General features: G+C 71.5%; 22 protein-coding genes. 11 read left to right on the top strand and 11 right to left on the bottom strand.

Translation table 11 applies throughout. The features are described 5' to 3' along the window. The first annotated feature begins 13 nt into the window (after positions 1 to 13). Positions 14 to 2683 (top strand): DNA mismatch repair protein MutS, encoded by a 2670-nt coding sequence (gene mutS, locus NF681_10030; GenBank protein ID UST55475.1) that lies wholly within the window; start codon positions 14 to 16, stop codon positions 2681 to 2683. Between the two features lie 35 nt (positions 2684 to 2718). After that, a complete protein-coding gene (locus NF681_10025; protein ID UST55474.1) occupies positions 2719 to 3558 on the top strand; it encodes a proteasome-type protease in 840 nt (279 codons plus the stop codon). Positions 3559 to 3621: 63 nt separating this feature from the next. On the opposite strand, the gene NF681_10020 is transcribed toward NF681_10025, so the two are convergent. From NF681_10020 to NF681_09995, 6 genes are all read right to left on the bottom strand, one after another. Beyond that, positions 3622 to 4446, bottom strand: a complete 825-nt coding sequence (locus tag NF681_10020) for an undecaprenyl-diphosphate phosphatase (protein UST55473.1) — start codon at positions 4444 to 4446, stop codon at positions 3622 to 3624. A 66-nt stretch (positions 4447 to 4512) separates the two neighbouring features. Then, a complete protein-coding gene (locus NF681_10015) occupies positions 4513 to 5982 on the bottom strand; it encodes an efflux transporter outer membrane subunit (GenBank protein UST55472.1) in 1470 nt (489 codons plus the stop codon). Positions 5983 to 5987: 5 nt separating this feature from the next. Then, on the bottom strand, positions 5988 to 9245 hold the full coding sequence (locus NF681_10010; GenBank protein ID UST55471.1) for an efflux RND transporter permease subunit: 3258 nt from the start codon (positions 9243 to 9245) through the stop codon (positions 5988 to 5990). Further along, a complete protein-coding gene (locus NF681_10005) occupies positions 9242 to 12511 on the bottom strand; it encodes an efflux RND transporter permease subunit (GenBank protein ID UST55470.1) in 3270 nt (1089 codons plus the stop codon). The genes NF681_10010 and NF681_10005 overlap by 4 nt, the downstream gene beginning before the upstream one ends. A gap of 61 nt (positions 12512 to 12572) precedes the next feature. Continuing rightward, on the bottom strand, positions 12573 to 13946 hold the full coding sequence (locus tag NF681_10000; protein UST55469.1) for an efflux RND transporter periplasmic adaptor subunit: 1374 nt from the start codon (positions 13944 to 13946) through the stop codon (positions 12573 to 12575). Positions 13947 to 14192: 246 nt separating this feature from the next. Further along, positions 14193 to 14582, bottom strand: a complete 390-nt coding sequence (locus NF681_09995) for a hypothetical protein (protein UST55468.1) — start codon at positions 14580 to 14582, stop codon at positions 14193 to 14195. A 150-nt stretch (positions 14583 to 14732) separates the two neighbouring features. Between NF681_09995 and NF681_09990 the strand changes: the two genes are divergently transcribed. From NF681_09990 to NF681_09970, 5 genes are read left to right on the top strand one after another with little or no spacing between them, the layout of a single operon-like run. Next, positions 14733 to 16553 carry a glutamine--tRNA ligase/YqeY domain fusion protein gene (locus tag NF681_09990; protein ID UST55467.1) on the top strand — a complete coding sequence of 607 codons (1821 nt, stop codon included), beginning with the start codon at positions 14733 to 14735 and terminating at the stop codon, positions 16551 to 16553. A gap of 22 nt (positions 16554 to 16575) precedes the next feature. Beyond that, a complete protein-coding gene (locus tag NF681_09985; GenBank protein ID UST55466.1) occupies positions 16576 to 16884 on the top strand; it encodes a DNA polymerase III subunit beta in 309 nt (102 codons plus the stop codon). Positions 16885 to 16925: 41 nt separating this feature from the next. Then, a complete protein-coding gene (locus NF681_09980) occupies positions 16926 to 17225 on the top strand; it encodes a DUF86 domain-containing protein (GenBank protein UST55465.1) in 300 nt (99 codons plus the stop codon). A 42-nt stretch (positions 17226 to 17267) separates the two neighbouring features. Beyond that, positions 17268 to 17633, top strand: coding sequence for a hydroxyisourate hydrolase (locus NF681_09975; GenBank protein ID UST55464.1), 366 nt, complete (start codon positions 17268 to 17270; stop codon positions 17631 to 17633). 9 nt (positions 17634 to 17642) lie between these two features. Further along, the gene (locus NF681_09970) at positions 17643 to 18266 is read left to right on the top strand and encodes a pseudouridine synthase (protein ID UST55463.1); all 624 of its coding nucleotides are present in this window, start codon (positions 17643 to 17645) and stop codon (positions 18264 to 18266) included. A gap of 90 nt (positions 18267 to 18356) precedes the next feature. Here NF681_09970 and NF681_09965 read toward each other — a convergent pair whose 3' ends face one another. Together NF681_09965 and NF681_09960 are read right to left on the bottom strand one after the other, a co-directional pair. Continuing rightward, a complete protein-coding gene (locus tag NF681_09965; protein ID UST55462.1) occupies positions 18357 to 18839 on the bottom strand; it encodes a DUF4124 domain-containing protein in 483 nt (160 codons plus the stop codon). Beyond that, positions 18836 to 19711 (bottom strand): restriction endonuclease, encoded by an 876-nt coding sequence (locus NF681_09960; protein UST55461.1) that lies wholly within the window; start codon positions 19709 to 19711, stop codon positions 18836 to 18838. Before NF681_09960 ends, NF681_09965 begins: the two co-directional genes overlap by 4 nt. A gap of 173 nt (positions 19712 to 19884) precedes the next feature. On the opposite strand from NF681_09960, the gene NF681_09955 reads away from it, so the two are divergent. After that, positions 19885 to 20763 (top strand): peptidoglycan DD-metalloendopeptidase family protein, encoded by an 879-nt coding sequence (locus tag NF681_09955; protein UST55460.1) that lies wholly within the window; start codon positions 19885 to 19887, stop codon positions 20761 to 20763. A 21-nt stretch (positions 20764 to 20784) separates the two neighbouring features. Here NF681_09955 and NF681_09950 read toward each other — a convergent pair whose 3' ends face one another. Both NF681_09950 and NF681_09945 read right to left on the bottom strand, forming a co-directional pair. Next, entirely contained in the window at positions 20785 to 20988 is a 204-nt protein-coding gene (locus NF681_09950; protein ID UST55459.1) for a hypothetical protein, read from the bottom strand. A gap of 59 nt (positions 20989 to 21047) precedes the next feature. Continuing rightward, on the bottom strand, positions 21048 to 21482 hold the full coding sequence (locus tag NF681_09945) for a hypothetical protein (GenBank protein ID UST55458.1): 435 nt from the start codon (positions 21480 to 21482) through the stop codon (positions 21048 to 21050). 151 nt (positions 21483 to 21633) lie between these two features. Here NF681_09945 and NF681_09940 point away from each other — a divergent pair, with 151 nt between their 5' ends. Further along, positions 21634 to 21849 (top strand): hypothetical protein, encoded by a 216-nt coding sequence (locus NF681_09940; protein UST55457.1) that lies wholly within the window; start codon positions 21634 to 21636, stop codon positions 21847 to 21849. A gap of 6 nt (positions 21850 to 21855) precedes the next feature. On the opposite strand, the gene ylqF is transcribed toward NF681_09940, so the two are convergent. Further along, positions 21856 to 22821 (bottom strand): ribosome biogenesis GTPase YlqF, encoded by a 966-nt coding sequence (ylqF, locus tag NF681_09935; protein ID UST55456.1) that lies wholly within the window; start codon positions 22819 to 22821, stop codon positions 21856 to 21858. Between the two features lie 150 nt (positions 22822 to 22971). Between ylqF and NF681_09930 the strand changes: the two genes are divergently transcribed. Continuing rightward, the gene (locus NF681_09930) at positions 22972 to 23403 is read left to right on the top strand and encodes a CBS domain-containing protein (protein ID UST55455.1); all 432 of its coding nucleotides are present in this window, start codon (positions 22972 to 22974) and stop codon (positions 23401 to 23403) included. An 83-nt stretch (positions 23404 to 23486) separates the two neighbouring features. Further along, positions 23487 to 25703: a hypothetical protein gene (locus NF681_09925; protein ID UST55454.1), complete on the top strand. Its 2217-nt coding sequence runs from the start codon at positions 23487 to 23489 to the stop codon at positions 25701 to 25703. Positions 25704 to 25711 lie beyond the last annotated feature (8 nt).

Raw genomic sequence — 25711 nt, 5'->3', positions numbered from 1 at the left:
AATCGAAGCCCGCATGAATCAAGACGCCAAAGACCGACCCGTCGCCCCGCACGGGGACGGCAACCACACCCCGATGATGGCCCAGTACCTCCGACTGAAGGCCGACCATCCCGACACCCTCCTGTTCTACCGGATGGGCGACTTCTACGAGCTGTTCCACGCCGACGCGCAGAAGGCGGCGCGGCTGCTCGACATCACCCTGACCCAGCGCGGCCAGTCCGCCGGCCAGCCCATCCCGATGTGCGGCGTGCCGTTCCACGCGGTCGACACCTACCTGGCGCGGCTGATCAAGCTGGGCGAGTCGGTCGCCATCTGCGAGCAGGTCGGCGAGGTCGGGCTGGGCAAGGGACCGGTGGAACGCAAGGTGATGCGGGTGGTCACGCCGGGCACGCTGACCGATGCCGAACTGCTCGACGACCGCGTCGAATCGCTGCTGCTGGCCGTGCACGCCGGCGCGCGCGGCACCTGCGGGCTGGCGTGGCTGAGCGTCACGGGCGACGAACTGCGGCTGGCCGAATGCGCCGCCGACGCGCTGGAAGCCTGGATCGCCCGCATCGCGCCGAGCGAGGTGATCCACGGCGCCGAGGTCACGCCCGCCTTCGAGGCACGCCTGGTGGCCGCGCGCGCGACGACGCCCTTCACGCTGTCGGTGCGCCCGGCGTGGCAGTTCGACGGCGCGCTCGGCGAGCGCAAGCTGCGCGAGCAGCTCGGCAGCGCCAGCCTCGCAGCCTGGAACGCCGAGGCCCTGACCCACGCGCACGCCGCCGCGTCGGCGCTGCTGGGCTACGCCGAGCACACCCAGGGCCGCGCGCTGACCCACGTGAGGCGGCTCGCGGTCGAGCGCGACGGCGACCTGATCGAGCTGCCGCCGGCCACCCGGCGCAATCTCGAACTCGTGCAGACCCTGCGCGGCGAGTCGTCGCCCACCCTGCTCTCGCTGCTGGACACCTGCATGACCGGCATGGGCAGCCGCCTGCTGCGGCGCTGGCTGCTGGCGCCGCGCCGCGACCGGGCCGACGCGCAGGCGCGGCTCGACGCCATCGGCGTGCTGCACGCCGCGCCGTCCGGCACCACCGCCGCGCCCTGGCGTACGCTGCGCGAGTCGCTGCGGCACACCAGCGACGTCGAGCGCATCGCCGCGCGCATCGCGCTGCGCCAGGTGCGCCCGCGCGAACTCGTCGCCCTGCGGCTGGCGCTGGACAAGGCCGCCGGCCTCGCTCCGGCGCTGCCCGACGGCGCCGCCCTGCTCGCGCGCATCGCCGGCGACCTGGCCACCCCTCCGGACTGCGCCGGCCTGCTGGCGCGCGCCATCCAGGCCGAGCCGGCCGCGCTGGTGCGCGACGGCGGCGTGATCGCCACGGGCTTCGACGCCGAACTCGACGAACTGCGCGCCATCGGGGAGAACTGCGACGCCTTCCTGCTGCGCCTGGAGGTCGCCGAGCGGGAGCGCACCGGCATTCCCAACCTGCGGGTGCAGTTCAACCGCGTGCACGGCTTCTACATCGAGGTCTCCCAGGGCGCGCTGGGCAAGGTGCCCGACGACTACCGCCGCCGCCAGACGCTCAAGAACGCCGAGCGCTTCGTCACGCCCGAGCTCAAGGCGTTCGAGGACAAGGCGCTGTCGGCGCAAGACCGCGCGCTGGCGCGCGAGAAGTGGCTCTACGAGCAAGTGCTCGACGCCCTGCAGCCGCACGTCCACGCGCTCACGCGGCTGGCCGGCGCCCTCGCCTCGCTCGACGCGCTGTGCGCGCTGGCCGAGCGCTCGCACACGCTGCACTGGAACGCCCCCACGTTCGTCGCGCACCCCTGCATCGAGATCGCGCGCGGCCGCCACCCGGTGGTGGAGGCGCGGCTGGCCGAGAAGTCCGCCGGCGCCTTCATCGCCAACGACACGCAGCTCGGTCCGCAGCAGCGCATGCAGGTGATCACCGGTCCGAACATGGGCGGCAAGTCGACCTACATGCGCCAGATCGCGATCATCGTGCTGCTCGCCTCGATCGGCTCGCACGTGTCGGCGCAGGGCTGCCGGCTCGGACCGATCGACGCCATCCACACCCGCATCGGCGCGGCCGACGACCTGGCCAACGCCCAGTCGACCTTCATGCTGGAGATGACCGAGGCGGCGCAGATCCTGCATGCGGCCACCGCGCGCTCGCTGGTGCTGATGGACGAGATCGGCCGCGGCACCAGCACCTTCGACGGCCTGGCGCTGGCCGCCGGCATCGCCGCGCACCTGCACGACCGCAGCCGCTCGTTCACGCTGTTCGCGACGCACTATTTCGAGCTGACCGAATTCCCGGCCACGCACCACGGCGCGATCAACATGCACGTGAGCGCGACCGAGACCGCCGGCCGCGGCGGGCGCGACATCGTCTTCCTGCACGAGATGCAGCCCGGCCCGGCCAGCAAGAGCTACGGCATCCAGGTCGCCCGCCTGGCCGGCATGCCCGCCCCCGTCGTCGCCCACGCGCGCCAGGCCCTGGCGGCGCTGGAGGCGCAGCAGGCCAGCGCGCAGGCGCAGGTCGACCTGTTCGCCGCCCCGGCACCGGTCGCGGCGCCGGCACCGGGCCCCGTAGAATCCGCCCTGGCCGCGCTCGACCTCGACGCCCTGAGCCCCCGGGAGGCGCTGGAAGCGCTTTACACCCTTCAAAAACTCAACGTGCGCGACACCGGACCCGGCTGAACGGCCCGGTCCCGGCGTCCCACGATACGAATCCAATGACTTATTGCGTAGGCATCAAACTCAACGCCGGGCTGGTGTTCCTGTCCGACTCGCGCACCAACGCGGGCGTCGACCACATCAGCACCTTCCGCAAGATGATCGTCTACGAGCAGCCCGGCGACCGCGTCATGGTGCTGCTGTCGGCGGGCAACCTGAGCATCTCGCAATCGGTGCGCGAGATCCTGCAGATCGAGGAACTGCGCGAGACCGACGCCGACGGCGAGCCCGGTCCGCCCATCACGATCTGGAACGCGAAGAGCATGTTCGACGCCGCCCGCGTGCTGGGTTCGGCGGTGCGCCACGTCTACGACCGCGACGCCGCCGCGCTCAAGCACGCCGGGCTCGACTTCAACGTCTCGTTCATCTTCGGCGGCCAGGTCGCCGGCGAGGGCATGCGCCTGTTCCTGGTCTATTCGGCCGGCAACTTCATCGAGGCGACCAACGAGACGCCCTATTTCCAGGTCGGCGAGTCGAAGTACGGCAAGCCGGTGCTCGACCGCGTGCTCACGCCCGACACCCCGCTCGACGAGGCCGCCAAGTGCGCCCTGGTGTCGATGGACTCGACCATGAAGTCCAACCTCTCGGTGGGCCTGCCGCTCGACCTGGTGGTGTACGAGGCCGGCCGGCTGCAGACCGACAAGATCGTCTGCCTGGACGCCAACAACCCCTACTACCAGATGATGCACAACAGCTGGGGCCAGAAGCTGCGCGAGGTGTTCGACAGCATCGAGGACCCGGTCTGGGACGACGCCGTCACCGCGCACCCGCTGAAGATGCCGGCCGCGCGCCACAGCGCCCTGCGCAAGATCGCGACGCCCGAGGAAAAGCTGATCTGACCTGATCGGCTCCCCACCCGGACCCGACCGGCCGCCGCGAGCGGCCGGTTCCGTTTCCAGGGCCTATTCGGCCCAGGTCACCAGCCCGCTCCAGGACGTCGCCAGTACCACGATGCCGAAGGCGATGCGGTAGTACGCGAAGGGCACGAAATCGTGCGAGCTGATGTAGCGCAGCAGCCAGCGCACGCACAGCCAGGCGCTGATGAACGAGAACACCAGCCCGACCATGAACATCGGCAGGTCGGCCCACGACAGCAGCGCGCGCGCCTTGTAGAGGCTGTAGGCCCCCGCGCCCACCAGCGTGGGGATGCCGACGAAGAACGAGAAGTCCGTCGCCGCCTTGCGCGACAGGCCCAGCAGCATGCCGCCGATGATGGTCGCGCCGCTGCGGCTGGTGCCCGGCACCATCGCCAGGCACTGTACGAAGCCGACCTTGAGCGCGTCCATGGCCGTCATGTCGTCCACGTTCTCGACCCGCACCGAACCCGGCGCGCGCCGCTCGGCCCACAGGATGATGAAGCCGCCCAGGATGAAGGTGGTCGCCACCACGACCGGCGTGAACAGGTGCGCCTTGACCAGCGAGCCGATCGCCAGGCCCAGCACCACCGCCGGCAGGAAGCCCAGGAACACGTTGAAGGCGAAGCGCCGGGCCTTGGCCTGGCGCGGCAGCGCCACCACGGTGTCGCTGATCTTGTGCCAGTACACCAGGATCACCGCGAAGATCGCGCCGGTCTGGATGGCGATGTCGAACACCTTGGCCCGTTCGTCGTCGAAGCCCAGCAGGGCCCCGGCCAGGATCAGGTGGCCGGTCGACGAGATGGGAAGAAACTCGGTCAGGCCCTCGACGATGCCCATGATGGCGGCCTTGACCAGCAAAACGATATCCACGCACGCTCCTTGAAATGGCACCGATTATTGCAAGGTGCCCGTTCGGGCCCCGTTCAGCTTCGTGGTTCAGGGTGACGGCGGCATGACGACGCCCGCCCCGTCCCAGCCGCCGCCCAGGTTCTGGATCAGTCCGACCGCCGCCACCTGCCGCGCCACCTGCACCTGCAGCACGGTGCGTCGCGCGTTCAGCGCCGAGGCCTGCGCCGTCACCACTTCCGTGTAGCTCACCTGGCCGGCGCGGTAGCGGTTGAGGATCTGCTGCTCGGTGCGGTCGGCGGCGGCCGAGGCCTCGCGGCGCAGGACCTCCTGCTGCGCGAGGCTGGCGGTGGCGGTGAGCTGGTCCTCGACGCCCTGGAACGCCGCGAGCACGGTGCGCCGGTAGTTGGCCGTCACCGCGTCGTACGACGCCCGGGCCGCGTCCACCCGCGCGGCGATGGCCCCGGCGTCGAAGATCACCTGCGTGGCCGACAGGCCCAGGGACCACAGCGTGCCGGCCGCGCCGAGCAGGTCGCCCACGCGCGTCGACGAGCGTCCGAGCGACGCGCTCAGGCCGATGTTCGGAAAGTACGCGCTGCGCTGGATGCCGATCTGCGCGTTGGCCGAGGCCATGTCGCGTTCGGCGGCGGCGATGTCGGGGCGACGCTGCAGCAGGGTCGAGGGCACGCCCAGCGGCACCGCCGGCACCGTCGGCGTCCAGGTGGCGGCCGCCGGCAGGCGGAACGCCGCCGGCGCCGCGCCCACCAGCACCGCGATGGCGTGCTCCAGCGTGTCGCGCGAGCGCTGCAGCGCGACACGGTCGGCGCGCGTGTTGACCAGCAGGGTCTGCGCCTGCAGGACGTCGCTCTGCGCGACGATGCCGGCCTCGTAACGGTTGCGCGCGATGGCCAGCGAACGCTCGTAGCCTTCCAGCGTCGCGGCCAGCAGGGCGAGTTCGGCGTCGGCCTCGCGCAGCTGGAAGTAGCTCGAGGCCAGCGTTCCCAGCGCGGAGAGCCGGGCCGCCGCCAGGTCGGCCGCGCTGGCCTGCGCCTGCGCCTGCGCGCTGCCCACGGCCAGGCGCAGCCGGCCCCAGACGTCGGGCGCCCACGAAGCGCCCAGGGTGGCGCTGGCGGTGCCGCGCGCGTTCGACTCGCCCCGGGTGCCCGCGCGCGAACTGGCGCCCGAGAGCGACACGGCCGGGAACAGCGTGGCCTGCTGCTCGCGCACCAGCGCCTGGGCCTGGGCGTAGTTGGCGACCGCCACGGCGATGCCGGGGTTGTCGATGCGCACGCGCTCGGCCAGCGCGTCGAGGCCGGGGTCGCCGAAGCGCGCCCACCACGGGCCGCGCTCCAGGGTGTCGGCCGGCGTGGCGGGCAGCCAGCCGTCGGCGGCCGGCGCCTCCTTCCAGGCGGTGGGCGCGTCGACGCGTGGCGGCCGGTAGGCCGGACCGGTCGCGCAGCCGGCGAGCGCGGCGGCGAGGCCCAGCGCCAGCGCGGCGCGCGGCAGCCGGCGCGGCAACGGACGCGCGCGGGCGATGGTGGCGGGGGGACGGGGCGGCATGGCGTTCATGGAGAGGTCGGGGAAAGGCCGTGCGGCGGCGCCGCGTCGGTCGCGCGCGCCAGCCGGCGCTCGTCGCCCGAGCGGCGGCGCAGCTTGTCCATCAGCACGTAGACGACGGGCGTGGTCAGCAGGGTCAGCAGCTGGCTGGCGACGAGCCCGCCGACGATGGCCACGCCCAGCGGCTGGCGCAGCTCCGAGCCCTGGCCGAAGCCGATGGCCAGCGGCAGCGCGCCCAGGGCGGCGGCCAGCGTGGTCATCAGGATCGGGCGGAAGCGCAGCATGCAGGCCTCGCGCACGGCCTCGGTCGCGGTGAGGCCGCGCGCGCGCTCGGCGTCGAGCGCGAAGTCGATGATCAGGATCGCGTTCTTCTTGACGATGCCGATCAGCAGGAACACCCCGATCAGGGCGATCAGGGAGAAGTCCATGCGGAACAGCAGCAGCGCCAGCACCGCCCCGACGCCGGCCGAGGGCAGCGTGGTGAGCACCGTGATCGGGTGGATGAGGCTCTCGTAGAGCACGCCCAGCACGATGTAGATCACCACCAGCGCCGCCACGATCAGCAGCCACTGCTGGCCCTGCGACTGGGAGAACACGCCGGCCGACCCGCCGAAGCTGCCGCGCACGTTGGTCGGCATGGCGATGTCGGCGCTGGCCTCGGCGACGATGCGCTGCGCGTCGCCCAGCGCCACGCCCGGCGCGAGGCTGAACGAGACCGTGCTGGAGAGCTCGCCGCCCTCGTGCGAGATCGACGTCGGGATGGCGCGTTCGGAGAGCTTGGCGATGGTGCCCAGCGGCACCATGGTGGTGGGCGTGGTGCTCAGCGGCGTGCCGACGGAGGCACCGCGCTGGCCGGGGTTGGCGGAGGTGGTGACGACCGTGGTGCCGGCGGCCGCGGCGGTGGACGCGGGCACGTACAGGTCCTGCAGGGCGGGCGGACCCTGCATGAAGCGCGGTGCCCATTCCATGATCACGGCGTACTGGTTGAGTTCGTCGTAGATGGTGGCCACGGAGCGCTGGCCGAAGGCGTTGTAGAGCGCGGCGTCGACGGCGGCGGCCGTGACGCCCAGGCGCGAGGCGCTCTCCCGGTCGACCGTGACGAAGGTCTCCACGCCGTTGTCGGCCTGGTCGCCGTCGACGTCGGTCAGCGCGCTCTCCTGTTTCAGGCGCTCGATGAGCTTGCCGCTCCAGGTGCGCAGGTCGGCGATGTTGTCGCCCTTGAGGGTGTAGTCGTAGGTGGAGTTGGTCTGCCGGCTGCCCCCGCGCAGGTCCTGCACCTGCCCGAGGAAGACGCGCAGGCCGGTCAGGCGGTTGAGCTGCGGGCGCAGCCGGTTGATGACGACGTCGCTCGCCACCTTGCGCTCGGCCAGCGGCTTGAGGTTGACGAACATGAAGCCGCCACCCGCGCGGCTGCCGCCGGAAAAACCCACCACCGTGTCCACCGCCGGGTCGGCGCGGATGATGTCCACCGCCTGCTTGAGCTTCTCGCCGAGCGCCGCCGAGGAGATGCTCTGGTCGGCGCGCAGGCCGCCGTTCAGCTGGCCGTTGTCCTGCTGCGGGAAGAAGCCCTTGGGCACCTTCGCGAACAGGTAGACGTTCAGGCCGATGACCGCCAGCAGGATGAACATCACCAGCGCCTTGCTCGCCAGCGCCCAGTCCAGGCTGCGGCCGTAGGTGCGCAGCAGCGCGTCGTAGCCGCGCTCGGCCCAGCGCGCGGGCCACGAGGGACGCCGTCCCGCAACACCCGCGCCCGCCGCGCCGCCGCCCTCGCCCCCCTCGCTGCGCGGCTCGGGGCGCAGCAGCAGCGCGCACATCATCGGCGTGGTGGTCAGCGAGATGACCAGCGAGATCAGCACCGCCGCCGACAGCGTGACGGCGAACTCGCGGAACAGCCGCCCGACCTGCCCGTCCATGAACAGCAGCGGGATGAACACCGCCACCAGCGACAGGCTGATCGACAGGACCGTGAAGCCGACCTCGCGCGCGCCGCGCAGCGCCGCCTCGACGCGGTCCATGCCGGCCTCCACGTGGCGCATGGTGTTCTCCAGCACCACGATGGCGTCGTCGACGACGAAGCCAGTGGCCACCGTCAACGCCATCAGGCTGAGGTTGTTGAGGCTGAAGTCCAGCAGGTACATCACGCCGAAGGTGCCCAGCAGCGACACCACCGTGGCCACCGCCGGCACCACCGTCGCGCGCGCCTTGCGCAGGAACAGCCCGACGACCAGCACCACCAGCACGATGGACACCATCAGCGTCAGCTCGATCTCGTGGAGCGACGAGCGGATGGAGTTGGTGCTGTCGGAGGCGACCTGGACCTCGATGTCCTGGGGCAGCTGGGCACGCAGCTCGGGAATGAGGTCGCGCACGCGGTCGACGGTCTCGATGATGTTGGCGCTGGGCTGGCGCGTGACCAGCACGATGATGGCCGGCTCGCCGTTGAACAGGCCCAGCGTGCGGCGGTTCTCCACGCCGTCGACCACGTTGGCGACGTCCTGCAGCCGCACCGCCGCGTCGTTGCGCCAGGCGACGATCATCGAGCGGTACTCGGCCGCGCGGCGCGCCGGCTGGGGCGTGTAGATCTGCAGGCGCCGGCCCTCGCCCTCGATCGCGCCCTTGGGCCGGTTGGCGTTGGTGGCCTGGATGGCGGCGCGCACGTCCTCGGTGCTGATGCCGTACCGGTTGAGCGCGAAGGGCAGCAGTTCGACCCGCACCGCCGGCAGCGAACCACCGCCGATCTCGACGTCGCCCACGCCCTGCACCTGCGACAGCCGCTGGCTGACGATGTTGGAGACGGCGTCGTAGATCTGGCCCGGCGTCTTGGTCTTGGAGGTGAGCGCCAGGATGACGACGGGCGACGAGGCCGGGTTGATCTTGCGGTAGGTCGGGTTGCTGCGCAGCGTGGCGGGCAGGTCGACGCGCGCGGCGTTGATGGCCGCCTGCACCTCGCGCGCGGCGCCGTTGATGTCGCGGTCGAGGTCGAACTGCAGCGTGACGCGCGCCGAACCGGTCGAGCTGGTGGACGTCATCTCGTTGACGCCCGCGATGGTGCCCAGCCGCCGCTCCAGCGGCGTCGCGACGCTGCTGGCCATGGTCTCCGGGCTGGCGCCGGCCAGGCTGGCGCTGACCGAGATCACCGGGAAATCGACCTTGGGCAGCGGCGACACCGGCAGCGCGAAGAACGCCGCGATGCCCGCCAGCGCGATGCCGACGGTCAGCAGGATCGTGGCGATCGGCCGCTCGACGAAGGGGCGCGAGAGGTTCACGCCGCCACCTCCCGCCGCCGGCCGAAGCGCCGCCCCAGCCGGTCGAACGCCAGGTAGATCACCGGCGTCGTGAACAGCGTGAGCACCTGGCTCACGATCAGCCCGCCGAAGATCGCCAGGCCCAGCGGCCGGCGCAGCTCGGCGCCCTCGCCGAAGCCCAGCATCAGGGGCACGGCGGCGAACAGCGCGGCCAGCGTCGTCATCAGGATCGGGCGGAAGCGCAGCAGCGCGGCCTGGTGGATCGCCTGCAGCGGCGTCATGCCCTGGCGGCGCTCGGCCTCGATGGCGAAGTCGATCATCATGATCGCGTTCTTCTTCACGATGCCGATCAGCAGGATGATGCCGATGATCCCGATCACCCCGAGGTCGTTGCCCGTCACCATCAGCGCCAGCAGCGCGCCCACGCCCGCGGAGGGCAGCGTCGAGAGGATCGTCAGCGGATGGACGTAGCTCTCGTAGAGCACGCCCAGCACGATGTAGACGCACACCACCGCCGCCAGGATCAGCCACAGCTGGTTGGACAGCGAGTTCTCGTAGGCCCCCGCCGCGCCCAGGAAGGTCATCGACACGCCCACCGGCAGGCCGACCTCCGTGGCCGCCTGCCGGATGGCGTCGACCGCGCGGCCGAGCGACACGCCCGGGGCGGTGTCGAAGCCCACCGTCGCGGCCGGGTACTGGGCCACGTGCGTGATCTGCAGCGGCGCGAGCTGCTCGCGGATGGTGGCGATGGCCGACAGCGGCGTGGGCGCGCCCGAGCCGGTGCGCAGGTTGAGCGTGCCCAGCTGCTGCGGCGTCTCGATCGAATCGTTCTTCGCCTCCAGGATCACGCGGTACTGGTTGGTCTCGGTGAAGATGGTCGAGACGATGCGCTGGCCGAAGGCGCTGTAGAGCACGTCGTCCACGGCGCTGGCCGTCACCGCCAGGCGCGAGGCGGTCGCGCGGTCGATGTCCACGAACGCCGACAGGCCCTGCGCGCCGGCGTCGCTGGTGACGTTGCGCACCTGGGGCACGTCCTGCAGTCGCGCCCGCAGCCGGTTGACCCATTCGGTGACGGTGGCCGAGTCGACGCCCTCGATCGAGAAGCGGAACTCGGTGGGCCCGGTCTCGGCGTCGATGGTCAGGTCCTGCGTCGGCTGCAGGTAGAGCCGCACGCCCGCGACCTGCGCCACGCGCTCGCGCAGGCGCTGCATGGTCGCCTCCTGCGCGCCGCGATCGGCCTTCAGGTTGATCAGCACGCGCCCGGTGTTGAGCATGGTGTTGTTGGCCGCGTCCACGCCGGTGACCGAGCTCAGGCTGGCGACCTCCGGGTCGGCCAGGATGGCGCGCGCCGCGGCCTGCTGCAGGTCGGCCATGCGCTGGTACGACACGTCCTGCGCCGCCTCGATGCGGCCCTGGAGCTGGCCGGTGTCCTGCGTCGGGAACAGGCCCTTGGGGATCGCCACGTAGAGCAGCACCGTCAGCGCCATCGTCGCGAGCGCCACGACCAGCGTCAGCCCCTGACGGCGGAACACCCACTGCAGCCAGACGTCGTAGCGCGCGATCACGCGGTCGAAGAAGGCCTGCACATGGCCGCCGAAACCCCGCGTCGCGTTGTGCGGCTCGACGACCCATGCCCCTTCGCCGTCCTGCGGCGGCGTTCCCCCGAGGGGAGCGAGCCCGCTCGGGACGGCCCGGCGCGGGCTCTTGAGCATGCGCGCCGACATCATCGGCACCAGCGTGAGGGACACCACGGCGGAGATCAGGATGGTGATGGCCAGCGTGACGGCGAACTCGCGGAACAGCCGCCCCACGACGTCGCCCATGAACAGCAGCGGGATCAGCACGGCGATGAGCGAGACGGTCAGCGAGATGATGGTGAAGCCGATCTGCGCCGCGCCCTTGAGCGCGGCGGCGAACGGCGCCTCGCCCTCCTCCAGGTAGCGCGCGATGTTCTCGATCATCACGATGGCGTCGTCCACCACGAAGCCGGTGGCGATCGTCAGCGCCATCAGGCTGAGGTTGTTGAGGCTGTAGCCCATGAGGTACATCACGCCGCAGCTGCCGACGAGCGAGATCGGCACCGCCAGGCTGGCGATGAGCGTGGCGCGCGCGCTGTGCAGGAAGAAGAAGATCACCAGCACCACCATCGCCACGGCCAGCAGCAGCTCGATCTCCACGTGCTCGACCGAGGCGCGGATGCCGGTGGTGCGGTCCGACAGCACCGTGACGTCGAGCGATCCCGGCAGGCCCGCCTGGAGCGCCGGCAGCTGGCGCCGGATGGCGTCGACGGTGGCGATGACGTTGGCGCCAGGCTGGCGCTGCACGTTCAGGATGACCGCCGGATAAAGGGCCCCCACGCTCGGCACCGACGTGTCCTCGCTGGCCCCCGAGGGGGTAGCCGTCGGCATGGGGCGACCCGGCGCCGGCGGGGCGCGTCCCTCGCTCGACGCGTCGCTCACACCCGCCCAGGCCCCCAGGCGCGTGTTCTCGGCGCTGTCGACCACCTGGGCCACGTCGCTCATGCGCACCGGCGCGGTGTTGCGCCAGGCCACGATCAGGTTGCGGTAGTCGGCGGCCGTGACGAGCTGGTCGTTGGCGTTGATGGTGTAGGAGCGTTGCGGGCCGTCGAAGCTGCCCTTGGCGCTGTTGGCGTTGGCCGCCGAGATCGCCGTGCGCAGCGTGTCCAGCCCGATGCCGTAGGCCGCCAGCGCGCGCGTGTCGGCCTGGATGCGCACCGCCGGGCGCTGCCCGCCCGAGAGCGTGACCAGCCCCACCCCGGCGACCTGGCTGATCTTCTGCGCGAGGCGCGTGTTGACCAGGTTCTGCACCTCGGTCAGCGGCATCGTGGTGGAGCTGATGGCCAGCGTGAGCACCGGCGCGTCGGCCGGGTTGACCTTGGCGTAGACCGGCGGCGCGGGCAGGTCGGCCGGCAGCAGCGCGTTGGCGGCGTTGATGGCGGCCTGCACCTCCTGCTCGGAGACGTCGAGCTTCTCGCCCAGGCCGAACTGCAGCGTGACGATCGACACGCCCGAGGCGCTGGTCGAACTCATGCGGTTGAGCCCCGGCATCTGGCCGAACTGGCGCTCCAGCGGCGCCGTGACGGTGCGGCTCATCACCTCGGGGCTGGCGCCCGGGTAGAGCGTCTGGACCTGGATCGTGGGGTAGTCGACCTGCGGCAGGGCCGACAGCGGCAGGAAGCGGAAACCCACCAGCCCGGCCAGCACGATGGCCAGCATCAGCAGCGCCGTCGCGACCGGCCGCTCGATGAAGGGGCGCGACGGACTCATCGGAAGGCCTCCGTGCGGCGCACCGCGGTGCGCGCTCGGCGGGGGCGGGCCGGCACGGCGCTCATTCGGGTCGCGGCCGCCGCGGCCCGGAGGCGCCGCCGCGCGGTCCCGATGCCGCTCCGCGCGCGCCCGAGGCGCCGCCGCGCGGACGGGCCGCCGCGTCGTCGGTGGGCAGCTGCACGGGGGAGCCGTCCTTCAGGCGGTCGCCGCCCTCGGTGACGACGCGCTCGCCCTCCTTCAGACCCTCGGTGACGACCACCGACTCGACGGTCGACTCGCCGCGCTTGACGTTGCGCATCGACACCGTGCGGTCGTCGTTGACCACGTAGACGTAGTTGCCCGTGCCCGACGTGCGCAGCGCCGTCACCGGCACCACCACCGCGCCCTCGATGGTGCGCAGCAGCAGCCGCACGTTGACGAACTGGCTCGGGTACAGCGTCGCGGCGGCGTTGGCGAAGCGGGCCTTGGCCTTCACCGTGCCGGTGGTCGTGTCGATTACGTTGTCCAGGGTGGAGAAGGTGCCGGTGCCCAGCGTCGTCGCGCGCGTGCGGTCGAACGCGGTCACGGCCAGCTTCCCGGCGACGCCGCTGCCGGCGCGGGCACGGGCCTCGATCTCCGGCACGCGGTCCTGCGGCACGGAGAACTGCACGTCGATCGGGTCCATCTGCGTGATGACGGCGATGCCGGTGGTCGCCCCCGCCGCGACGTAGTTGCCGGGATCGACCGTGCGCAGGCCGATGCGCCCGCCCACCGGCGCCACCAGCCGCGTGTAGCCCAGGTTCAGGCGCGCGCCGGCCTCGGCGGCCTTGTCGGTCGTCACGGTGCCTTCGAGCTGGCCGACCAGCGCGGTCTGCGTGTCGACGTCCTGCCGGGCGATCGAGTCTTGGCCGAGCAGCGTGCGGTAGCGCTCCAGCGTCACGCGCGCCGCGCGCAGCTGGGCCTCGTCGCGCACCCGGGTGCCCTGGGCCTGCATCAGCGCCTGTTCGAAGGGGCGCGGGTCGATGCGCGCGAGCAGCTCGCCCTTGCGCACGGTCTGGCCCTCGGTGAAGAAGACATCGGTCATGACGCCCGAGACCTGCGGGCGCAGGGTGACCGTGGTCACCGGCGTGACGGTGCCCAGCGCGTCGAGGTAGACCGGCACGTCGCCGCGCCGCGCCACGGCCGAGCCGACCGTCACGACGAACGCGCCGGAGGCCGGCGGGCCGCCCGCCGCACCCGGGCCGCCGGGCCGTCCGGACCCGCCCGCCCCCGGCGGCCTGCCGCCGGCACCGGGCGGCGCGGCGGCGGGCCGGTTCACCAGGTACCACGCCGCACCGATCAACGCGGCCAGCGCCAGCAGCGCCACGACCGCGCCCAGCCAGCGCCGGCGCCGGAACGGGAGCGTCGCGGGCTCGGCGACGTGGGCGGGAGCGGGTTCGTGGGGACGGGGGTCCATGCGAGAGATCCTGACGGGAGAAGCGGCGATCGCCCGGAGGCCGGGCGAGACATCGAAACGCCGACGGAACGTCGGCGTGTCAAATCGTAGCCTGGGGCCCCGCGCGCTTTGCGACGGTCAGTCGATGCCGTCGTAAAGGCACGGTAAAGCGGCCGCGCACAAAAAAAACCGGCCGCTCGAAAGCGGCCGGTTCGCTCGGCCGTCGGCACCGCCGCCCCTCGGGCGGCGTGCCTCGGCGCGCCAGGGTCAGCGCCAGTCGCGGCGGCCGTCGCCCCGCCAGCCGTCGCCGCGATGGCCATCGCCTCGCCAGCCGTCGCCCCGATGGCCCTCGCCACGGTAGTAGCCCCGGGGCGGACCGTAGTAGCCCTGCGGCGGGCCGTAGTAGACCGGTGCCGCCGGCTGGTAGTAGACCGGCGGGGGCGGCGGCGGCGGGCGGTAGTACACCGGCGGCGGCGCGTAGTACACGGGCGGGGGCGAGTAGTACAGCGGCGCCGCGCCGCCGTTGACGACGATGCCGGGGGTGCTGATGCCCACCGACCAGCTCGACGCCTGGGCCGAGGCCGCGCCCAGCAGGGCCGCGGCGGCCAGCGCGCCGGCGGCGGCGAATTTCGCCAAAGTCGAACGGATGAAGCTCATGAGGGTCTCCTTGAAGGGAAATCCGGTGGATCCGGAAAGCGGGCTGGAACGGAAAACGCCCGGGTCCCAACCACAACGCGTCAGCTCCCGATCAGGTTAACGCTGGCACGTGAAGTTCGTTGCGGAAAGTAACTCCATAGAATCCCGGCGATGACCTCCCCCGCCGACAAGCACGCCGCGAAGACCGCTCCCGCCCCCAGCAATTTCCTGCGCCACGTCATCGAAGACGACCTCGCCCGCGATGCCTACCAGGGCCGTCACTGGGGCGGTGCGCCCGGCGACGCCGACCACCATGCCCAAGGCATGCCCGACCCCGCGAAAGTGCGCATGCGCTTCCCGCCCGAGCCCAACGGCTACCTGCACATCGGCCATGCCAAGAGCATCTGGCTGAACTTCGAGATGGCGCGCGAATACGGGGGCGTGTGCCACCTGCGCTTCGACGACACCAACCCCGAGAAGGAGGAACAGGAATACGTCGACGCCATCCGCGACGCCATCGACTGGATGGGCTACGAGACCCTGCTGGCCGATCGCCCCGGCCACCCCGGCATCCTGCAGCCGCACGAGTACTTCGCGAGCGACTACTTCGACTTCATGTACCGCGCGGCCGAATACCTCGTCGGCCAGAACCTCGCCTACGTCGACGAGCAGACGCCCGAGGAGATGCGCGCGAACCGGGGCGACTTCAACACCCCCGGCACCGACAGCCCGTTCCGCGACCGTGCCCCGGCCGAGAACCTCGCGCGCTTCCGCGAGATGCGCGACGGCCGGCTCGACGACGGCGCGGCCGTGCTGCGCGCCCGCATCGACATGGCCAGCCCGAACATCAACCTGCGCGACCCGGCGCTCTACCGCATCCGCCGCGCCACGCACCACAACACCGGCGACAAGTGGTGCATCTACCCGATGTACACCTTCGCGCACCCGATCGAGGACGCGCTCGAGCAGATCACGCATTCGATCTGCACGCTGGAGTTCGAGGACCAGCGCCCGTTCTACGACTGGCTGCTCGACCGCCTGGCCGAGGGCGGCCTGATCGCCACCCCGCACCCGCGCCAGTACGAGTTCGCGCGCCTGAACATCACCCACGTGATGACCAGCAAGCGCCGGCTGCGCCAGCTGGTGGAGGACGGCCACGTCGAGGGCTGGGACGACCCGCGCATGCCCACCCTCGCCGGGCTGCGCCGGCGCGGCTACACGCCCGCGGCCCTGCGCCTGTTCTGCGAGCGCAGCGGCACGACCAAGTCCGGCGGCGGCTGGACCGACTACGCCGCGCTGGAAGCCGCCCTGCGCGAGACGCTCGACCCGGTCGCGCCGCGCGCCATGGCGGTGCTCGACCCCGTCAGGCTGGTGCTCACCAACTGGGGCGAACTCATGGGCGGCGACGACACGCTCGACGCCTGCACGGCGCCGGTGCACCCGCACCACCCGGAGATGGGCCTGCGCCGGTTCCAGATCGGCCGCGAACTCTGGATCGAGCGCACCGACTACGAGGACGTCCAGCCCAAGGGCTTCTTCCGCCTGTTCCCCGGCAACAAGGTGCGCCTGAAATACGGCCACACGATCGAATGCACCGGCGCCACGCGCGACGCCGACGGCCGGCTGACCGAGGTCCACGCCCTGCTGATCGCCGACACCAAGAGCGGCACGCCCGGCGCCGACGCCGTCAAGGTCAAGGGCAACATCACCTGGGTGGCGGCGGCCGACGCCGTCGCGGCCGAGGTGCGGCTCTACGAACGCCTGTTCGCGGCCGAGAAGCCCGGCGGCGGCGAACTGCTCGACGAACTCAACCCGCACAGCCTGATGAAGGCATCGGCCTTCGTCGAGCCTTCCCTGACCGGCGCGGCGGACGGCACCGGTTTCCAGTTCGAGCGGCACGGCTACTTCGTCGCCGATGCGAGGGCCGGCGGCGATGGCGGCAGGCCCGTGTTCAACCGCGCGGCGGGGATGCGCGACGGGTGGGGCAAGTAGGTCGGCTGGATCGCCTTCGGTCATGCACCCCTCCATCGCGCGGCATCGCACCGAGATCTCCGCCATCTGCCGGCGGTATCGCATCCGTCGGCTCGATGTCTTCGCCTCTGCCGCGCGTGCCGACGACTTGGACGCCGCACGCAGCGACGTGGACTTCCTGGTGGAATTTGCGCCCGGTGTCAGCGTCGGCCTCGACACTTTCCTCGGCGCCAAGGCTGATCTGGCGCAGTTGCCGGGACGCGATGTCGATCTCGTCGAAGCCGGGGCGATCCGCAATCCCCTCGTGCCCTCGGACATTGATCAAAGTCGCGAGTCGGTCCATGCGGCGTGATCCACGCGCCTTCCTCTGGGATGCGGGGAAAATCGGCTTCGATGATTCAAAACTTTGTCGAAGGCATGCATGCTTCTGCCTACGCGACCAACCTCATGGCTCAGGCCGCGCTGGAACGGAAATTCGAAGTCATCGGTGAAGCGTTGAATCGATTGTCCAAACTGGATGCAACGTTGGCATGCCGTATTTCGGATCTGCCAAGGATCATGGCTTTCCGGAATCAACCCATTCATGGCCATGCGAACGTCGATGTCGGCACGGTCTGCACCGTGGTACGGACGGCGCTTCCAGTGCTGATCGACGAAACCCGCGCGCTTCTCGATGAGTTGAGTGCGGCGTGATCCGGTGACGTGACCATCGACATCGAACAAGAAGGACCCTCCATGCAAGCCGTCTCCATCCACGTCGTCGATGTCGCCAACGGCGTCGTCGCCCGGGGCATGCGTGTCGATGTCGTACGCCATGAATCCATCGACGGTGCCGAGCGCTGGGTGCCGGTCGTCTCCGGCCGGGTCGGCGCTCAGGGCGTGGTCGACGGCCTCGACGGCCCCGAGCCGCTGTTCGACGTCGGCGTGTACGAGCTGCGCCTGCACGTCGGCGACCATTTCCGCGCCCGTGGCACGGTGCTGCCCGAACCGGCCTTCATGGACGTGCAGGTGTTCCGCTTCGGCATCGCCGACGCGTCGCAGCACCATCACCTCCCGGTCAAGTTGACGCCGTGGGGGCTGTCGTGCTTTCGCGGGGCCTGAGCCGTTCCCATGGGCAACAGCGATCGTCGACGTACCCCTCGATCGGGTGGTGAGCCGATTCCGTCGATTTGCGGCTCATCTTCCGAGCCGATCGCCCCCCCTCCCCTCATCCGCTTCCACAAACCCTACGGCGTCCTGAGCCAGTTCACGCCCGAGGGCCGCTGGCGCGGGCTCAAGGACTTCATCGACCTGCCCGGCGTGTACGTCGCCGGCCGGCTGGACGCCGACAGCGAGGGGCTGCTGCTGCTGACCGGCGACGGCCGGATGCAGGCGCGCATCGCCGATCCGCGCTTCAAGATGGAGAAGGTCTATTGGGTGCAGGTCGAGGGCGAGCCGGACGACGCGGCGCTCGCGGCGCTGCGCGACGGCGTGCGGCTCAGCGACGGACCGACGCGCCCGGCACGCGCGCGGCGCCTGGACGCGGTGCCCGGCATCGGCCCGCGCGATCCGCCGATCCGCGTGCGCGCCGCCATCCCGACCACCTGGATCGAACTCGCCATCCGCGAGGGCCGCAACCGGCAGGTGCGGCGGATGACGGCGGCGGTCGGCCACCCGACGCTGCGGCTGGTCCGCGCGGCCATCGGGCCGTACACGCTCGACGGGCTGGCGCCGGGGACCTGGTTGCCGGCCTGAGCGGTCGCGGGGCCGGGCGCATGCGCCGCCACCGGCTCCGGCCACCCTGCGCGGGCCTCGATGAGCCGTCGGCGCGCCTGGCGTCCCCGCTCAGCAGCGCAGCCGTCGCCGATGCTGGCGGGTCTCCAACAGCGCCGCCGCATGGGACTGGCGCTGCGTCTCGGTACCGGCCTGCGCGGTCCGGGCCTCCTGCTGCGGCAGCAGGACGTCGAGTCGACGGCACGTCTCGCGCGCTTGCGGGTCGAGACGCTGCCGATCGCCGGCGCGTGCGTACTGCTCCTCGTCCATCCCGGTCAGGGGCCTGAGCGCGTTGGCCATCAACGCGCGTTGCTCGGTCCGCCGCACGTCCGCGCCCTTGCGACTGACGCCGCTGAAGCGATCCATGCCCTGCGTCGGCGTGACATCGACGACCCGCGCGTCGAGGCATGGCTCGTGCGAATAGACGACCGCACGGCCGGCGGTGCAGCGATAGACCGGTTGGGCGCTCGTGCCCGAGGCCGCCAGCACGCAGACGGCGGCACCGGCGAGGCCGACCCGGATGCCGCCTGGGACGATCGCCGCGACACGCTTCATCGCGTGCCTCTGCACGACGGGAAACGCGAGCAGCCCCAGAACGACGACCCGGCCCGGGCGCCCGTGCGGGCCGTGCGTCGCACCATCGTCGCCTCGCAGGTCGGGCAGGCCGGAGCCGCGGCGTCGCCCTCCGGGACCAGGGGTGCGCGCGCCGTCGCCGAAGGCGCACCGACCTCCGTTCGTGGCGCCTCTGGCATCGACACCGGCGCCGGCATCGACACGGACGACGACGACGGCATGTCCACCGCCCGTACCGGCCCGATCAGCGCCAACAGCGCGGGGCCATCGATCAGGGTCACGTTGCGCCCCTCGGCGAAATCGCGCGCCGCCGCGGTGAACGTGCCCGAGGTGACGACGAAACCGCCCGCCGCCCCGCGCGCGGCCATTACGCCGTAGAGGTCGCGCACCACGCCAACGCCGACCTTGAACGCCTTCCACTGCTTGCATTGCACGACGAAGGTCTCGCGCTCCCTGCGCAGCAGCAGGTCCACCCCGCCGTCGGCCCGCGCGCCGCCCTGCTCCACGACCTGCCAGCCCCGTTGCCGGAACGACTCGCCCACGAGCAGTTCGAAGTCGTGCCACGACAGGCGCTCGAGCGCCGACGCGGCATCGGAACCGGTGACCGTGTCGACCAGCGCCCTGCGTCTGCGACGCCTCGCGAAAGACACCGCCGCTCCAACCACGCACAGCAGCGGCACCAGCCAGCGGCCGATCGAGGCGAACCCGGCGATCAGCGCGTGCTGCACGAAGGCGCCCATCTGGCCCGCCTGCATCGGGGTCGATGTGGGAACGGACAAGCGATCGAGCAGCACGTGGCTGGCGATCGCCAGCCCGATGCCGACCCACCACGGCAACCTCGCAACCAGGTCCATCAGACCGTCCGCAACACCCTTTCTGCTTCGAGCCATGCACCACCTCCATTGAAACAAGGGGGATCAATCGTAAGACAAAGTTACTTCGCTGCACGATCGACGGACCATGCTCGCGCCTCGATAGACTGCCCCGCATGTCTCCTGTCCACGCCCACCGCACCCCCTCCGAATCCATGCCCGCCGCCTCGACGCGCCGCACCGTCCTGGCCGGTGCCGGCGGCCTGATCGCGCTGTCGGCCCTGCCCTCGCGGGCTGCGGACACCCCGGCGGACGTCGCCGCGGCCGCGACGGTCTGGCCGCAGTCGCTGTCCGTGCCGGGCGGCGTGGCGCGGCTGTCGCTCGGGCCGGCGGCGGTACGGCCGGTCGCGCTGGAGAACGACATCCCGCTGCTGGTGGTCGGTGATCCCATCGAGTGGACGGCCGTCGTGGGCATCCCGCTGTCGGCGGCGGTGGGTGCGCGGACCCTCGTCGTGCGGGTCGCGAACGAGCGCGAACGGCGCCTGGGCTACCGGGTGGCGCCCAAGCAGTACAGCGAGCAGCGCCTGAAGGTGGCGCCGGGCACGGTCGACCTGTCGGCCGCCGACCAGGCCCGCTACGAACGCGAGCGGACGCACCTCACCACCGTGATGGCCACCTTCACCGACACGGCCCCGGGTGCCCTGCCGCAGGACCTGCGCATGCGGGTGCCGGTGCCGGGCCGGCGCTCCAGTTCGTTCGGCCTGCGCCGCGTGTTCAACGGCCAGGCGCGCAGTCCGCACAGCGGCATGGACATCGCCGCGGCCACCGGCACGCCGGTCGTGGCACCGCTGCCCGGCCGCGTGATCGACACGGGCGACTACTTCTTCAACGGCGGCACGGTCTGGCTCGACCACGGCGCCGGACTGCTGACGATGTACTGCCACCTGAGCGCGACCGACTGCCGCCCCGGCGACGTGCTGGCCGCCGGCGAACGCCTCGGCGCGGTCGGCGCCACCGGCCGCGTCACCGGACCGCACCTGCACTGGAGCGTCCAGCTCAACCGGGCCATGGTCGACCCCGCCCTGTTCCTCTGAGGGCGCGGACGCGCCCCGCCTTCAGCAGGTGCCGGCCAGGCGCATGGCGTCGATGGCGGCGTCCATGAAGGCGTCGGCGGAATCGTCGCGGCAACGGTCGCAGACATGGACCGTCTTGCTGTCGACGAACAGGATGTCCACCACGCCCTCCCAGAATCCACCGGCCTTGCGCTGCCGGGCGTAGGGGACGTAGGTCGCTTCGTGGGAGGTGATGACTTCGAGCATGGTGGCCGCAGTCTGCGCAGGCCGCATGACAGGACCAAGGCAGCCCGGGAACGCGCGGTCTAGGTCCGCCACGACGCCCGGTCGCGCGACGCCGGTCGCGGGGCGAACGTCGCCCAGGCGATCAGCGCCAGCAGCGCGACCTGCACCGGCAGGCGCGCGACCAGCGCCCAGTGCGGGATCGACGCGAACAGGTCCGGGCGCTGCAGCATGTAGAAGTGCGCCGGCGTCACCGCGACGGTCAGCGCGAACAGGCCGAGGCCCGCCAGCCGGCGCGTCGGACGCCACAGCAGCCCCGCCGCGCCCAGCAGTTCGAACACGCCGCTCGCCAGCACCGCCGCGCGCGGCCAGGGCACCCAGGGCGGGACGATGCGCATCTCGGTTTCGGTGAAGACGAAGTGCGCGACCCCGCCGATGGCGAACCACAGGAAGACGAACGCGATGCCCGCCAGGCGGGCCTTGCCCGGGAAAGAGGATGACGCGGACCTGTCCGACATGGTTTTTTCCTTTCGACGCCGTGGCCCGACCTCGGGCCGTCCTACCGGCGACTTTCCGGTGCCGCCGCAGTCGTGCAATCATGGACCGTGCGCGCGGGAAAACCACCCTGCCTTCCGTCATCCATCCTTTCGTCCATTCCAGGAGTTTTCCATGACCCAGTACGCCACCATCAAGGGCCTCGTCACCTACACGCCCGGCGACGGCCTGCCCATTCCGATCCCGGAGGGCCGCATCGAGGTGATCGAGGCGCCCGACAGCATGACCCTCGGGTGGGAGGAGGAGGAAGGCGTCGTCGGCTCGACCGCCATGCCGCGCACGCAGTTCGAGGAATACGTCGAGGCCGGCAAGATCACGATGGAATCCTGATCCGGTTCACGCGTCCGGCGGCGCGGGCGGCGCGGGCGGCGCGGGCGGCGATTTGCGGCCACGCGCGGCCTTCTTCTCGACGCGGGCCTCGTCCAGCCTGCGTCCCTCTTCCATCCAGCCGGCGAATTCCTCGGGCGTCTCCAGCGTGACGCCGCCCAGGCTGCCATCGCGAAACGCCTGCATCGCCAGTTCGGCGGCCTTCTGCAGGTTGACCCGGCCCTTGCCCAGGAGCGCGCCGCGCTTCCTGCCGATGGCTTCCAGGATCTCCTCGTCCTTCATCCCGGCGATGGCCGCGGCATCGCCGTCGAGCCCGAAGCGCCGGGCGAGCGCGGCCGCGTAGGAACGCTTGAGCACGTCGAGCAGTTCCAGCGCCACCTCCTCCTCGTCGTACGCGTTGCGCCCGATGGCGCCGCTCGCGGCCAGGTTGTAGCCCACCTTGGGCGCGACGATGCGCGGCCACAGCATGCCGGGCGTGTCCCACAGGTAGAAATCGTCGGCCAGCGTGATGCGCTGCTCGAGCCGGGTGATGCCCGCCTCGTCGCCCGTCTTGGCCTTCTTGCGCCCACCCGCGAGCGTATTGACCAGGGTCGACTTGCCCACGTTGGGAATGCCGCAGATCAGCACCCGCATCGGCTTGGCCATGCCGCCCCGGTTGGGCGCCAGCGCATGGCAGGCGCCCACGAGCTGCTGCACCGCGTTGGTCTGGCTCGCGTCCAGGCCGATGGCGCGCGTGTCGGCCATGGCGTTGTAGTGCGCCAGCCATCGCGCGGTGCGCGCGGGATCGGCCACGTCCTGCTTGTTGAGCACCTTCACCCCGGGGCGGTGGCCGGTGAGCTCGGCCAGCATGGGGTTCGCGCTCGAGCCGGGCAGTCGCGCGTCGAGCAGTTCGATGACGACGTCGATGTCCTTGATGCGCTCGCCGATCGCCTTGCGCGTCAGGTGCATGTGACCGGGGAACCACTGGATCGCCATCGGAGGGCCGCTTTCGTTTTTGCGCGTTGGAGGGGCCGCGATTGTGAAGGAATGCACAAGTCGGCCCCTATGATGAACGCTCTTTCCTGACGAGGCGTCTCCCCCGCGGGCGCCGATGCCAGTCCCTCCCCTTTCTTGCCGGAGTCGTCCATGAAGCCCGTATCCGCCCTGCTGCAGCGCCGTTCCAACGACGGCCTCTACAGCACCAGCCCCGACGCCACCGTCTTCGATGCCCTGCACGTGCTGGCCGACCACGAGGTCGGGGCGCTGGTCGTGCTGCGGGGCGACGTGCTCGCGGGCGTGTTCTCCGAGCGCGACTACACGCGCAAGGTGGCGTTGCAGGGGCGCAATTCGCGCGACGTGAAGGTGGCCGACATCATGACCGCCGACGTGGTCACGGTGGCGCCGGACACCCTCACGCACGAATGCATGGCGCTCATGAGCCAGAAACGCATCCGCCACCTCCCGGTGGTCGACGGCACCCGGGTGGTGGGCATGCTGTCGATCCGCGACCTGATGGACGACCTCATCGCCGACCACGAGCAGACGATCGACCAGCTGCGCACCTACATCCAGAGCTGAAGTCCGTCCACGGCGGCGCGCGACGCGCCGCCAGCACCTCCGAGCGAGTCGGCGCCCCGTCGCGCCTCACGAAAGCACCCCCCATGAGCACCCCTCCCCACACCTGGCAGTTCTTCCGCGCGGGCGGCGTCGACCAGGTCGTCATCCGCACCGGGGCGGACATCGCGCGCATCGGCGAACTCGATCAGAAGCTCTGGGTGGCGCTGGCCTGTCCGACGCGCGGCATCGAGTTCGATCCCCGCACGCTCGACCTGATCGACACCGACCGCGACGGCCGCATCCGCCCGCCCGAACTCATCGCGGCCTGCGAATGGGCCTGCGCCCGCCTGAAGGACCCCGACGAACTCATCCGCGGCGGCGACGGGATCGCCCTGGACGCCATCGCCGACCTTCCCGTCGGCGCCGACGAGCCGCCCGCCTCGCTGGTCGAGGAGGCGCGCCGGATCCTGCAGCTGCGCGGCAAGGAAGGCGCGACCACGCTGGCCCTGGCCGACGTCACCGACCGGGCCCAGCTGCTGGACGCCATGCGCTTCAACGGCGACGGCGTCGTGCCGCCGGAGAGCGCCGACGACACGGCGGTGCGCGACGTGCTGCGCCTGATCATGAAGACGCAGGGCCACGCCAAGGACCTCAACGGACTGGACGGCGCCGACCGCGCCAGGGCCGAGGCCTTCTTCAAGGAGGCGCAGTCGCTGCGCGACTGGTTCTCCGGCGCCGTCGCCGAGGCGCCCGGCGCGTCGTCGCCCGGCGAATCCGCGCTGGCCGCGGCGCAGGCCGTGGACGCCGTGCGCGCGAAGGTCGACGACTTCTTCGCCCTGTGCCGCGTGGCGGCCTACGACCCGCGCTCGGTGGCGGCGCTCAATCCGTCCATCGAGACCTACGAGGCGCTGGCCCTGCAGGACGTCGCCCTGCGCGCGGAGGGCATCGCCCGGCTGCCGCTCGCCCCCATCGAGGCCGGCCGCGCCCTGCCGCTGCGACAGGGCGTGAACCCGGCCTGGGCCGACGCCCTGCGCACGCTGCAGCGCGACGCCGTGCGCCACGTCGTCGGCGTCGACGCCGACACGCTCGCCGAGGCCGAATGGACGGCGCTGCAGGAGCGCGTGAAGTCCTCGCGCAACTGGCTCGCGGCCAAGCCGGAGACCAGGCTGGGCGCCCTGAGCGCGCGGGAGGTCGAGGACGCCCTCGCGCAGCGCGACGCCGTGCTGGCGCTGATCGAGGAGGACGAGCGCGTCGAGCCGCACAACGCCCGGCTGGCCGACCTGGAGAAGCTGCTGCGCTTCAAGCGCGACCTGCTCGCGCTGCTGACCAACTTCGTGTCGTTCAAGGCGTTCTACCGGCGCGAGGGCGCGATCTTCCAGGCCGGCACGCTCTACCTCGACGGCCGCAGTTGCGAGCTGAGCGTGGAGGTGGCCGACGCCGCCAAGCACGCGGCGCTGGCCGGCCTGGCCAAGGCCTACCTCGCCTACTGCCAGTGCACGCGCCAGGGCAAGACCATGACCATCGTCTCGGCCTTCACGGCCGGGGACGTCGACTTCCTGTTCGCCGGGCGCAACGGGGTCTTCTACGACCGCCAGGGCCACGACTGGGACGCGACCATCGTCAAGGTGATCGAGAACCCGACCAGCGTGCGCCAGGCCTTCCTGTCGCCCTACAAGAAGTTCCTGCGCCTGATCGAGGAACAGGTCGCCAAGCGCGCGGCGGCGAGCGAGACCCTCTCACAGGGCTCGCTCAACACGCTGGCCACCACCCTGACGACGGCCGACAAGGCCGCGACGCCCGCCGGCGCCACGGCCGCGGCCAACGCCGCCGCCAGCGCCGTCAAGCTGCCCGCGCGCATCGACGTCGGCACCGTGGCCGCCCTGGGCGTGGCGCTGGGCAGCATCAGCGCCGTCCTGGTGGGCATCTTCGCCAAGTTCGTCGACCTGGGGCAGTGGATTCCGGTGGCGGTGGTGGGCATCGTCCTGGCGATCTCGGGGCCGAGCATGCTGATCGCCTGGCTTAAGCTGCGCCAGCGCAGCCTGGGGCCGATCCTGGACGCGAGCGGCTGGGCCATCAACGGCCGCATGCGCGTGAACGTGCGCCTGGGCGGTTCACTGTCGCAGACGCCGCACCTGCCGCCGAATTCGAGCCGCAGCCTGCGCGATCCCTATGCCGAGCGCCATGGCGTGGCCCGCATCGTGGCGGTGGTCGTCGTGCTGGTCGCGCTGGCCGCCGTGGCGTGGCGCCTCGGCTGGCTCGACACGATGCTGCCGGCGGCCCTGCAGCGCGGCCAGCCGGTGGTGGTCGTGCGCCCGGCGTGACCGAGCGG

It is taken from the genome of Comamonadaceae bacterium OTU4NAUVB1, assembly GCA_024372625.1.
GTDB lineage: Bacteria > Pseudomonadota > Gammaproteobacteria > Burkholderiales > Burkholderiaceae_C > Variovorax.
Note: the sequence above shows the minus strand (reverse complement) of the source record. Positions and strands in the feature narration are given on the sequence as shown.

Bases quoted from the DNA above. Each gene is read 5' to 3' on its own strand.
- NF681_09965 (UST55462.1), bottom strand. From the start codon at position 18,839: ATGAAGCGTGTCGCGGCGATCGTCCCAGGCGGCATCCGGGTCGGCCTC.
- NF681_09950 (UST55459.1), bottom strand. From the start codon at position 20,988: ATGCTCGAAGTCATCACCTCCCACGAAGCGACCTACGTCCCCTACGCC.
- NF681_10025 (UST55474.1), top strand. From the start codon at position 2,719: ATGACTTATTGCGTAGGCATCAAACTCAACGCCGGGCTGGTGTTCCTG.
- NF681_09980 (UST55465.1), top strand. From the start codon at position 16,926: ATGATTCAAAACTTTGTCGAAGGCATGCATGCTTCTGCCTACGCGACC.
- NF681_09985 (UST55466.1), top strand. From the start codon at position 16,576: ATGCACCCCTCCATCGCGCGGCATCGCACCGAGATCTCCGCCATCTGC.
- mutS (UST55475.1), top strand. From the start codon at position 14: ATGAATCAAGACGCCAAAGACCGACCCGTCGCCCCGCACGGGGACGGC.
- NF681_09995 (UST55468.1), bottom strand. From the start codon at position 14,582: ATGAGCTTCATCCGTTCGACTTTGGCGAAATTCGCCGCCGCCGGCGCG.
- NF681_09970 (UST55463.1), top strand. From the start codon at position 17,643: ATGGGCAACAGCGATCGTCGACGTACCCCTCGATCGGGTGGTGAGCCG.
- NF681_10005 (UST55470.1), bottom strand. From the start codon at position 12,511: ATGAGTCCGTCGCGCCCCTTCATCGAGCGGCCGGTCGCGACGGCGCTG.
- NF681_10000 (UST55469.1), bottom strand. From the start codon at position 13,946: ATGGACCCCCGTCCCCACGAACCCGCTCCCGCCCACGTCGCCGAGCCC.
- NF681_09960 (UST55461.1), bottom strand. From the start codon at position 19,711: ATGGACCTGGTTGCGAGGTTGCCGTGGTGGGTCGGCATCGGGCTGGCG.
- NF681_09940 (UST55457.1), top strand. From the start codon at position 21,634: ATGACCCAGTACGCCACCATCAAGGGCCTCGTCACCTACACGCCCGGC.
- NF681_09945 (UST55458.1), bottom strand. From the start codon at position 21,482: ATGTCGGACAGGTCCGCGTCATCCTCTTTCCCGGGCAAGGCCCGCCTG.
- ylqF (UST55456.1), bottom strand. From the start codon at position 22,821: ATGGCGATCCAGTGGTTCCCCGGTCACATGCACCTGACGCGCAAGGCG.
- NF681_09975 (UST55464.1), top strand. From the start codon at position 17,268: ATGCAAGCCGTCTCCATCCACGTCGTCGATGTCGCCAACGGCGTCGTC.
- NF681_09925 (UST55454.1), top strand. From the start codon at position 23,487: ATGAGCACCCCTCCCCACACCTGGCAGTTCTTCCGCGCGGGCGGCGTC.
- NF681_09930 (UST55455.1), top strand. From the start codon at position 22,972: ATGAAGCCCGTATCCGCCCTGCTGCAGCGCCGTTCCAACGACGGCCTC.
- NF681_09990 (UST55467.1), top strand. From the start codon at position 14,733: ATGACCTCCCCCGCCGACAAGCACGCCGCGAAGACCGCTCCCGCCCCC.
- NF681_10015 (UST55472.1), bottom strand. From the start codon at position 5,982: ATGCCGCCCCGTCCCCCCGCCACCATCGCCCGCGCGCGTCCGTTGCCG.
- NF681_09955 (UST55460.1), top strand. From the start codon at position 19,885: ATGCCCGCCGCCTCGACGCGCCGCACCGTCCTGGCCGGTGCCGGCGGC.